9 protein-coding genes are annotated in these 10719 nt (G+C 70.2%); 6 read left to right on the top strand and 3 right to left on the bottom strand.

Annotation, left to right across the window (positions count from 1 at the left end; translation table 11 throughout):
• The 3 genes from VFS34_00840 to VFS34_00830 form a co-directional block, all read left to right on the top strand.
• Positions 1-601: NYN domain-containing protein (locus VFS34_00840; GenBank protein ID HET9792976.1), on the top strand; the 601-nt coding region annotated here is incomplete at its 5' end.
• A 7-nt stretch (positions 602-608) separates the two neighbouring features.
• Entirely contained in the window at positions 609-1145 is a 537-nt protein-coding gene (locus VFS34_00835) for an NUDIX hydrolase (protein ID HET9792975.1), read from the top strand.
• Between the two features lie 56 nt (positions 1146-1201).
• Entirely contained in the window at positions 1202-2029 is an 828-nt protein-coding gene (locus VFS34_00830; GenBank protein ID HET9792974.1) for a DUF1698 domain-containing protein, read from the top strand.
• 7 nt (positions 2030-2036) lie between these two features.
• Here the strand turns inward: VFS34_00830 and VFS34_00825 are convergent, their stop codons facing one another.
• Both VFS34_00825 and VFS34_00820 read right to left on the bottom strand, forming a co-directional pair.
• The gene (locus tag VFS34_00825) at positions 2037-4523 is read right to left on the bottom strand and encodes a thiamine pyrophosphate-dependent enzyme (protein ID HET9792973.1); all 2487 of its coding nucleotides are present in this window, start codon (positions 4521-4523) and stop codon (positions 2037-2039) included.
• Between the two features lie 240 nt (positions 4524-4763).
• Complete coding sequence (locus VFS34_00820) at positions 4764-5828, bottom strand: hypothetical protein (protein ID HET9792972.1); 1065 nt, start codon at positions 5826-5828, stop codon at positions 4764-4766.
• Between the two features lie 160 nt (positions 5829-5988).
• Between VFS34_00820 and VFS34_00815 the strand changes: the two genes are divergently transcribed.
• Genes VFS34_00815 through VFS34_00805 form a run of 3 tightly spaced genes read left to right on the top strand, consistent with a single transcriptional unit; the run spans position 5989 to position 8038 of the window.
• On the top strand, positions 5989-6669 hold the full coding sequence (locus VFS34_00815) for an alpha/beta fold hydrolase (GenBank protein HET9792971.1): 681 nt from the start codon (positions 5989-5991) through the stop codon (positions 6667-6669).
• Entirely contained in the window at positions 6666-7223 is a 558-nt protein-coding gene (gene amrA / locus VFS34_00810; GenBank protein HET9792970.1) for an AmmeMemoRadiSam system protein A, read from the top strand. Before VFS34_00815 ends, amrA begins: the two co-directional genes overlap by 4 nt.
• The gene (locus tag VFS34_00805) at positions 7220-8038 is read left to right on the top strand and encodes an FkbM family methyltransferase (protein ID HET9792969.1); all 819 of its coding nucleotides are present in this window, start codon (positions 7220-7222) and stop codon (positions 8036-8038) included. Before amrA ends, VFS34_00805 begins: the two co-directional genes overlap by 4 nt.
• Positions 8039-8051: 13 nt before the next feature.
• Here VFS34_00805 and VFS34_00800 read toward each other — a convergent pair.
• Positions 8052-10719, bottom strand: a 2668-nt coding sequence (locus VFS34_00800; protein ID HET9792968.1) for a hypothetical protein, incomplete at its 5' end; no start/stop codon positions are given.

Below are 10719 nucleotides of genomic sequence, written 5' to 3'. Positions count from 1 at the left end.
CTATGCCGACTGGAGCCGCTACCTCGACTACAAGCGGCCCTTCCACGAGAACGCGATCGAGCTGATCGACATCCCGCAGCGGAGCTACACGGGGAAGAATTCGGCCGACATCCGCCTGGTCGTCGACGCGATGGATCTCTGCTATTCGAAGGGCCACATCACGACGTTCGTGATCGCGTCGGGCGACTCCGACTTCTCGCCCCTCGTCTCGAAGCTGAAGGAGAACGACAAGCGGACGCTCGGCGTCGGCGTGAAGAACTCCTCGTCCGACCTCCTCGTGTCCAACTGCGACGAATTCATCTTCTACGAGGATCTCGTCCGCGGGCCCGCGGCGGGACTCCCCTCGCTCGACCAGCTCCCGGAGAAGCGCCGCGAGGTGTTCCGCCTGATGCTCGACTCGATGCTGGCCCTGAAGCGCGAGAACAAGGACGTGATCTGGGGCTCGATGGTCAAACAGACGATGCAGCGCAAGAAACCCTACTTCAACGAGAGCTACTACGGATTCGACTCGTTCTCGAGCCTCCTCGAAGAGGCGCAGAAGCTCGGCCTCGTGCAGCTGAAGAAAGACGCCAAGAGCGGCGGCTACATCATCGCCACGTGACGTCCGGGTGAGCGCGACGGCGCGCTGGAGGCGGATCCGCTCCGAGCCCCTCGGCGACTTCCGGATCTTCACGATCCGGCGCGACCGGATCGTCTCCCCGCGCACGGAGGAGGAGCTCGACTTCTACGTCCTCGACGGTTCCGACTGGGTGAACGTGATCCCCCTGACCGGGGAGGGGAACGTCGTCCTCGTCCGGCAGTACCGTCACGGGACGGAGGAGACGACGATCGAAATTCCGGGCGGCGGCGTCGATGCGAAGGACGCGAGCCCGCTCGCCGCCGCGCGGCGCGAACTCCTCGAGGAGACCGGCCACGCGGCGGACGAGTGGACGGATCTCGGCTGGGTGCATCCCAATCCCGCGATCCAGTCGAACCGCTGCTGGACGTTCCTCGCCCGCGGGTGCCGCCGCGTCGCTTCGCCGCAGCTCGATCCGGGGGAGGACATCGAGATCTTCGAGGCGGCCCCGGACGAGGTCCGGGCGATGCTGCGGGACGGCCGGATCACGCATTCCCTGGTCGTCGCCGCCTTCGCGAAATTCTGGTAGCCGGCGCGGGCCACGCCACCGGATCCGCTCCGCCGTTGGCTTGCTAAGATCGCGCGATGGACTTTCCCAAAGCCGAATGGCCGTACCGCCTGAAGGAGAAGAGCGAGGCGGAGATCGCCGCCCTCCGCGCCGAAGCCGACCGTCTCGGGAGCCTCGCGCAGTACGGCTGGGGGCACACGATCGATTTCGGCCCTTTCCGGAAGGAAGGCCTGCTGGGGGACGCTTATCTGGCGATCGCCGGGACGTTCGACGGCCTCGGATGGTGGCCCTCGGACCTCCGCGGACGGCAGGTCGCCGACGTCGGCTGTTTCACGGGAGGGATCGCCCTTCTGATGGCGTCGCGGGGCGCGGCGGCCGTCCACGCGGTGGACGAGATCCCGGAGCACCTCGACCAGGCCGCCTTCCTCGCGCGGACGTTCGGGGCGGCGGCGGTCACGCCCGTGCGCGAAACCGTGTACTCGCTGGAGCGGCGGATCCCCGCGGGGAGTCTCGACCTGGCCGTCCTGAGCGGTGTGCTCTACCACCTCTCCGACATGCTGGTGGGACTGTACGCGCTCCGCCGGCTCCTGAAGCCGGGAGGCGTTCTCCTGCTCGAATCCTACGTCGTCGAAGACGAGGAGGCGAGCTACGCGAACTTCGGCCGTTTCGTCGGCGGAATGTGGTGGCAGCCCTCCACGCTCTGCATCCGCGATCTCTGCGAGTTCACCGGATACGAGCAGGCGGCGACGCGCATGTACCGGCCGGACCGCTGCGTGGGCCGCGCGGTGCGGAGCGAAAAGGAGCCGCCGTTCCGGCGCGGGCTCAACTGGGATTTCTCCGACCGGCGCGACGCCGTCCCGCGAACGATGGACACGACGATCCTGGCGCCGGCGCGCCGCCCCTGAATCCGGATCAGTAGCGGGCCAGGAGCCTCGCCGCCTTCTCGATCTCGGCTTCGGACGGCAGGAAGAACTCTTCGAGCGGGGGCGAGTAGGGAACGGGCGTGTCGAGCGCGCCGAGGATCCGGATCGGGGCGTCGAGCCATTCGAACGCCTCTTCCTGGATGATCGCGGCGAGGCTCTCTCCGATTCCGCCGGTGCGCGAGTCCTCGTGCACGATCAGGACGCGGCCGCAGCGGCGCGCGACGGCGAGGAGCGCGCGTCGATCGAGGGGGACGAGCGTCCGGAGGTCGAGGACCGCGCAGTCGATCCCGTCGGCCGAGAGCGTTTCGGCGACGCGGCGCGCCGCGTGGACGTACGCGCCGTACGAGACGATCGCGACGTCCTTCCCCGGCCGGCGGACCGCCGCCTTCCCGAGCGGGAGGGGAGCGGGAGCGGCGTCGGGGATCGCCTGCTTGACGCGGGGATCGCGGTAGAGCGCGATGTGCTCGTAATAGAGGACCGGATCGGGGTCGGCGACCGCGGCGGCCATGAGCGCCCGCGCGTCCTCGGGAGTCGACGGAACGACGATCTTCAAGCCCGGCGTGCGATAGAACCACGGCTCGGTGTTCTGGCTGTGATACGGCCCGGCGTGCCGCAGGCCTCCCCACGGCATCCGGAGGACCATCGGGACCTCTCCCCCCCAGCGGTAGCGGATCTTCGCGGCATTGTTGACGAGTCCGTCGAAGCCGGTCGCGACGAAGTCGTTGAACTGCATCTCGCCGATCGGCCGCTTCCCCGCGAGCGCGGAACCGACGCACGCGGCGATCACGGCGCCCTCCGCGAGAGGGGAATTGAGGATCCGGTCGCCGAATTCGGCGAGCAGCGGGCGGAGGAGCAGGAAGGCGTTGCCGTACTTTCCGCCGACGTCCTCGCCGATGACGAACGCGCGCGGGTCGGCGCGGAGGGCGTCCCCGACGCCGAGCATGACCGCCTCGAGGAACGTCTTCCCCTTCGGGTCGAACGGCAGCCCCGGTTCGACGGGGAGAACCTCCGGAATCGCCTCCGACCTCGCCGCCCGCTCCTCGAGCGGCTCGATGCGGCGGCGAGGCGGCTCGCCGGCGAAGACGCCTTCGCCCGCGGCCCCCGGGTCCGGCCAGGGCGCGTCGATCACCGCGCGGGCCTCCTCCTCGACGAGGCGCGCGGTCTCCTCCCGGAGCCGGTCGAGGTCGCCGGCGGCGAGCGCTCCTTCGGCGACGAGCTTTTCCGCCCAGCGGGCGATCGGGTCCCGACGCGCCCAGAAGTCGTAGAGATCGCGGTCGGCGTACCCCGCTTCGGAGAGCTCCGGGTAATCCCACGACGGCGGAGGGTCCTTCCCCAGATAGAGCATGTCGTCGTGGTGCGCGTGGCCGCACATGCGCATCGCCACGAGCTCGATCAACGCCGGTCCGCGCCCGGAGCGGGCCCGGTCCGCGGCCCAGGAGAACGCGGCCGCGACCGCCGCCGCGTCCGTCCCGTCGATCGTGATTCCCGGAATGCCGTAACCCGCCGCCTTTTCCGCGAAGACGCGCGCGGAGCACTGGTCGGAGACGGGTGTCGAGAGCGCCGTCTGGTTGTTCTGGACGCAGAAGATCGCGGGGAGCTTCCGCGCGGCGCAGAGGTTGATCGCCTCGTGCCATTCGCCGAGAGACGTGCCCCCCTCGCCGATCAGCGAGACCGCGACCTGCCCCGTCCGATCCATCGCGAACGCCAGCGCGAGCCCGGCGACCGTCAGCGAAGAGATCGCCAGCGGGGCCGACGCGGGAAGGATTCCCCGCGCGAAATCGCCGACGTGCAGGTCCTTCCCGTTCATCGGCGGCCCGGTCTTCCCCATCTGGGCGGAGAGGACCATGCGCACGCTCTCGCGGTCCGGCTGCATCGCGAGCGCGAGGCCGAGATCGCGAATGAGCGGCGCCACGACGTCGCCCCTCCACGGCCCGTCGCCGCCGTAGCACGAGCCTCGGCGGAGACGAATGCCGGCCGCATAGATCGCCTCCTGCCCGAGCGACCGGAATCCCTTTCCCTGGAACGACGAGTTCTTCCAGCGGACCTCGCCGCCCGTGAAGAAGGCCTTCAGGCGGTTGTCGACGGCGCGGGTCAGCAGCATTCCCCGGAGGATCTCGAGCTTCTCTCCCGGCTGGAGCGACGCCGCGATCGCCTCGCGCGCCAGGAATCCGTCGCAGGCGTCGATGACCCGGGCGGCGGCCGCGGCGAGCCGATCCGAAGCGTCGACGCCCGGGGTCGTCTCGGGGGTCGAGCGCGGCGCCCGGGCGGGGAGAGCCCTCCGAAGGGCCTCCGCGAGCGGAGCGCGGAGGGCTTCGAGATCCTCGGCGCGTTGTCCGCCGCCGGCCGAGCGCGCGACGCTCTCGAACGCGGAACGGAGCGTTTCGAACGCCTCCGGGAACTGCTCGATCGCGAAGGCCGTGAAACGCGCGACGAGCGCGGCGGCGGGCGCGGCCCGGGGCTTTTCGGCCGTGGACATCGGGGAGGATGGTAACGCACGCGGCGCGCGGACAGGAGGCGGGGGAGAACGCCCCCGGGATCCTTCGCTCGTCCGGGGCCGCCGCGTGGCCGGCGGCGCATCGGCGGATCCCCCGGCAACTGGGCGCCGGCCGCGGCACGGCAGCCGCGCTCTCGCCTCGGGACGATCTCCGCGGCTCGCCGGCGCGAGCCTGGGATTCCGTCTTTCGCGCTCGACGCGACCGGCGTCGAGCGCGAAAGGTCAGATTTCCTGGAAGAAGAAGCGTTTGAGCGGATCCATCCGCTGCCACGGATCGCGCTCGGGTTCCATCAGCCAGAGCGCCGCCGCGATCGACGACGCGAGCGAGTTCCCGTCCTGCGGCGTGAAGCAGAAGCCGACGATCTCGTGATCCGACGGCATCGTGAGCGTCGGCGTCGAGATCACCGTCTGCGAGAGGAGCCGGCCGTAGTACCCGTGATCGCGCCCGAACGAGAACACCTGGTTCGCCGAGCGCCGCTCGGTCAGCGCGACCTTGTCGTTCTTCCGGAACCGGGCGACGATCTCCTCGCGCGTGGTCGGGCGGTTCACCTTCAGGTCGAACCAGAGGGCGTGCATGTACTGGGTGTTGAGCTTGACGGCGGAAGAGAACATCTCCGGCTTCCACCCGAGCGTCTCCAGGAGATGCGACGCGTCGCGGGCGTGATGGGTGCCGTACTTCGGGTCGTCGTGCTTCCCGACGTTCGGCGCCGGGAGGAACCCGGAGTCCTGCGAGATGTCGTTCGCGCGGCGCATGCACACGAACCGCGCCCGCTCGAGAGTCAGATTCTTCCCCTCCGAGGCGAGCGTCTTCACGATCACCGCGATGTTGTGGGTGTTGCAGGAGACGATCTGGATGAAGCGGTCCTTCCCCACCTCGAGCGCCTCGTCGTTGATTCCGAGCGCGTACATCTTCCCGAACCCGAACTCCGATCCCTGGGCCAGGAATCCCCTGGGCCCCTTGATCGTCTGGTACACCTTCTTGTTCTCGTTGCCGGCCGGCGTGCAGTCGATGACGACGGAGGCGCGCTCGAGAGCCTCCATGGCGGTGTAGGAGACCTTGTGTCCGAGCGCCTCGAAGTCGGCGACCTTGTCGTCGTCGACGGCGAGCTTCGCGCCGCGCGAGATCAGGTGCTGGACCTTCGCCTTCTCGGTCGTCATCGGCGTGCGTTTGTGGAACGTGAGCTCGTCGATTTCGAGATGTCGCGAGAAGTCGGTGAACAGTCCGATCAGGGGCTCGCCGATCGTCCCGGTCCCGACGATGTGCACGATCTTCTTCTTTCCGTCCATGCCGCGAGATCCTTTCGCTTTCGAAAAAAGGGATGCCGATTATGGTCGAAACCCGCGAAATAGAAAAGATGCGAACGGGTTCCCGCGCCCCGCTCGATTCGAGGTTCTGCCGGGAAAATGCTTCGGCTTCCGCCTCGCGCCGGCGGACTACAATCGGGCCGTGGCGGCGGCGACGGTTCACCCGACGACGATCGAGGGTCCCGCCGGAGCGCTCGAGGCGCTCTGGAAGGAGCCGGAGGGAGATCGCCGGGGCGCCGCGGTCGTCGCCCATGCGCATCCGCTCCATGGCGGCACGATGCACTTCAAGGTCGTGTTCCGGATCGCGCGCGCCCTTTCGCGCGCCGGGTTCGGCGTCATGCGCTTCAACTTCCGCGGCGTCGGCGCCTCGCAAGGACGCTACGACTTCGGGCGGGGCGAGCGGGACGACTTCCTCGCCGCGCTCGACGAGGCGGAGCGCCGCGCCGGGCTCCCCGCGATCGCGGCGGGCTTCTCGTTCGGTTCGACGGTCGCGCTCGCCGCCGGGGAGGCCGATCGCCGGGTGGCCGCGATCGTCGCCGCGGGCGTCCCGCTCGCGCGGTGGAACTTCGAAGGTGTCGAACGGATCGAGAAGCCCGCGCTCGTGATCTCGGGGGACCGCGACGAGTACGCCGGCCCCGCGGCCCTCGCCGGCGCCGTGGAGCGGCGCTTCTCGCGGGTGCGGCTCGTCGCCGTGGCGGGCGCCGACCACTTCTTCGGCGGGCACCTCGACGCGCTCGAGGAGGCCATCTTCGCGTTCGCCTCGGGTTTCGGAGCGCCCGGAACGCTCGCGGGCGCCGCGGCGGCCGCCGGAGAACGGGCATGATCGCGCGAGCCTACGGACAGGAGCTGCTCCGCCTCGCGCGGACGTCGATCGACCGGGCGCTCAAAGGCGAGCCTCCTCCCTCGCTCGTCGAGCGGCCCCATCCCGACGATCCGAGCCACGGCGTCTTCGTGACGTTGAAGATCGGCCAAGACCTGCGCGGCTGCATCGGCACGCTCTCCGCCGAGGAGGGGATCCCGAAGACGGTCTCCGCTTTCGCCCGGGAGGCGGCGTTCCGCGATCCGCGGTTCCCGCCGCTCACCCCGGGGGAATGGCCGTCCGTTTCGGTCGAGGTTTCGGTCCTCACCCCGCCGCGGCTGATCCCGCCCGAGGAAGTGGAGCCGGGCCGCCACGGGATCATCCTGGAGCTCGGGGCGCGGCGCGGTCTCCTCCTCCCGCAGGTCGCGACCGAATGGGGCTTCACCCGCGAGCAGTTCCTCGCGGCGGTGTCGCAGAAGGCGGGACTCCCCGACAATGCGTGGAAGCTCGCCGGGGCGAAGATCTATGCGTTCGAGGCGGAGGTGTTCGGCGAGGAGGAGGGGGCGCCCCCGCGGTGACGCCCGATCCGGGCGTTTCGCCCGTCTCCGACCTCTTCGCGCTGCCCGACGGGACGTTCGTCCGCGGATGCCACCGCTACGAAGTCGATTTCCTGTACGACGAGATCTTCGAGCGCCGGGTCTATCTCCGGAACGGCATCGTCCTCCCCGAGCGTCCGCACGTGATCGACGTCGGCGCGAACATCGGTCTCTTCACGCTCTTCGTGATGCGGGAGCGGCCGCTCGCGACCGTGGACGCTTTCGAGCCGGTGCCCGAGCTCCGCGAACGGCTCGCGGCGAACGTTTCGGTGTTCGGGACGAGCGTGCGGATCCATCCGACCGGGCTGTCGGATCGCGACGGCGAAGCGACGCTCGTCCATTACGAGGACTACACCCTGCTCTCCGGCTTCCACGCGGACCCCGAGAAGGACGCGGAGTTGATCCGGGACGGCATCCGGGACCGTCTCCGGGGCGCGGGCGCCGCGTCGGAGCGGCTGCCGCCCCGGATCCTGGAGGAGATCGTCCGCGCGAAGGTTCGTTCGCGGAGCGAGCGGCGATGCCCGATCCAGACGCTCTCGTCGGCGCTCCGGGCTTCGGCGATCGGCTCGGTCGATCTCCTCAAGATCGACGCGGAGAGGTCGGAGCGAGAGGTGCTGGCGGGGATCGAGGACGTCCACTGGCCCGGGATCCGGCAGATCGTGATGGAAGTCCACTCGCCCGCCGAAATCGAGGGGTTCCGGACGATGCTGCGGGGGCGGGGGTTCGAGCTCTCCGTCGATCGGGAGCCGAAGGGACGCTCGTCGGGGGTCTCTCTCCTCTACGCCCGGCGCCCCTGAGGCCGCGGCCCCTTCAGGGCACGAGCCGGATTCGAACGCGCGAGATCTCGGCGCCCGGCTCGCGGATGCTTCCTTCCCAGAGACACTCCCGCGGGCCGACGGCGCCGATCCTGCCGGAAACGCGGATCCAGGGCGCGGTCGGATGGACCGGCCGCAGGTGTCGAAGGTCGGCGGCGCCGGGACGCCATGCGGCTCCCGCCGCGCGGCGGGCGGCGAAGTTCGCGGCGCCGAGGAGGACGCCGCTGGAGGGGTGGGCGCGCCGGCCGTGCGGTTCGGCGCTCCCCGCGATCGGGTTCGCGAGGAGCGCCAGCAGGTCGTTGGACAGCTCCCAGGTCTCCGCGTCCCCCGGCGACGGGGTTTCGGGTGTCGCACGCGCCGAGCGGACGAGGCGGGGAGACTCGAACCGGAAGAGATCGGGCGCCGGCGGTTCACCGGGGAAGGAGAAGGATGATCGGCTTTCCGGATGGCCTTCCGGCGCGGCGGGCCCGGAAGAGAGCCCGCGAAGTGCCACGAAAAGCTCGTAGCCCTCGCGCCGTTCGGCCGGAAATTCGGCGCGCGTCAGCCGGTCCGCCTCGGGCGCCGTGCGGGCGATCGGCCTTCCGCGGTCCCGCACCTCGAGATAGTCGATCTCCTCGGTGCGCAGCGCGGAAGGGGCCGCGACGGACACCCGCGCCGGGTGCGACGCGGAGATCGGGATACCCCTCCCGAGGATGCGAACGGAATACAGGAGTCCCGGCGGGTTCTCCGACTCCGCGACGAACGCGCCGAGGGCGGCGAGGGGAGCGGGAGCGTAGTAGTCGATGAATTCGAGCACCGCTTCCGAAGCGGTGGCGAAGCGGACCCGGGGGTATCGGGTCCGAACGTAGGCGAGATGGGAGTCGATCGACTCGAAATCTCCCCCGGAGAGACTTCGGCCGGGGTCCGGTTCTCCACGGACGAACATCGCGTGCGTCATCGCGACGATCGCGCGGACGCCCGGGCCCTCCGACTCGGCGGCCCGCCGGTCGAACCACCGGTCGAGGGTTTCGGCGGAGGCCCCGTCGAGCTGAATTTCGGGAGCGCGAAGCTGCACGAGTCCGGCCTCCCCGAGGTCCTCGATCTCGCGCTCGAGGTCCCCCGCGCGGCAGTAGTAGATCTGACGGCCGCGAGGGTGCTCTCCGACGTGGTCGTAGAGGCCGGCATCGGCGTCGGCGAGGAATCCGTTGGCTTCGAGCGCCCGGAAGCTCACCGCGATGTCGCTCCCCGTCCCGAAATCGCAGGCGCCGGTGCGGGTGACGAGTGACGGAATTCGCCCCGAGGAGAGACGGGCGAGGTGGAGCGCGCTCTTCCGGAGAGAGCCCGCCTTCGAGTCGGGCTCCCGAAAGCCGCCTTCCTTCCGGACGTAGGCGATCCCCTTCCGCGCGCCGTCCCAGCCGTGGTAGCGGTGGTCCGGATTCGTCGTGCGATCGAAATACTCGTTTGGCAGCAGTCCGTCGGTCGGCGCGTCATAGATCAGCCGAGGCTGCGGGGGAAGCTCGGATTCCGGCTCGAAGTCGAAGTGAATGTGGGGCGCGTACTCGTGGCGGATCGATCCGCGGCGGACCGAAGCGTCGAGAGCCTCGATCAGGGAGTCCCAGGCGCCCGTGGCCGACCTTTCGGCGGCCCATCGGGCGGCGAACCGCTGGGTGGCCGTCCAGAAGTGCGTCCACCGGGCGCCGTAACGGTCCGCGATGGCGTTGAGCGCTTCCGGTTTCTCGATCATCTGGATCCGGTAGTCGTCGGGATCCATGAAGCCGTTCCGATTGCCGAGGGGTCTCCGGTCATCGGAATAGTCGCCGGTCGTCGGCCCGCCGTCGAAAGTCTCGCAATCCTCGGTCAGGACGTAATACAGGACTCCGGGCCGCGGATCGGGGACCGCGACCTCCAGGACGATCTCGTCGAGGAAGACGCCCGATCGGGCGCACACGAGCCGCAGCCGCCACGGTCGCCCGAGATTGACCTCGTCCGGGCGGTGGGCGGTCACGATCGCTTCGACGAGCCCCCGGCTTCGCGGCGGCACCCGGATCGTGTGTCCCCGCGTCCAGGCCAGGCCGAGTCCGTACCCCGGCGGGAGCACGGCGTCGATCGCGAAATCATCCTCGTGCCCGGACGCGTTGACGACCTCGATCCGAACCGGCCCTTCCTCGCCCGGCCGAAGCTCGCGGGGCGCGTCGAGCAGCCGAAAGGGAGGGGACGCGGCGAGCCCCCGCCGCTCTCGGGCGCGCCAGTAGGCGGAGCGCAGCCCGTGGGCGATCGTGTCGGGGAGAAGCTCCGCGATTCGGGATCGGGCGGCCGGGGCCCGTCTCCCCGCGGGTCCGGCGGCGGCGTTGGTTTCCGGAGCGTCGTTTCCGCCGGGAGCCGCCGCTTCGCCGGCTCGGCTCGCGCGGGCGGCCGGGGCGGAAGCGAAAAGCACCTTTCCCGTCGCGAGGACGTCGTCGGCGCCGGCGCCCCGGACCGTGAACGAGCAGGCCAGCTCGCGATCGTCGATGCGAAGGACGTCGGCCGTCGCGACGAGACCTTCGTCGGCCGCGGCGCCGCGCCGCCATTCGACCGAGACGGCGACTCCCGTCCAGTCTTTCGGGGCGCCGGGAACGTTCCCCGCGGACTCGGCGGCGGTCGCCGCGGCGCCGACCGGGCTCACCCATTCCGCGGCGCAGGCATCG

The organism is Thermoanaerobaculia bacterium, assembly GCA_035717485.1.
Lineage (GTDB): Bacteria > Acidobacteriota > Thermoanaerobaculia > UBA5066 > DATFVB01 > DATFVB01.
Note: the sequence above shows the minus strand (reverse complement) of the source record. Positions and strands in the feature narration are given on the sequence as shown.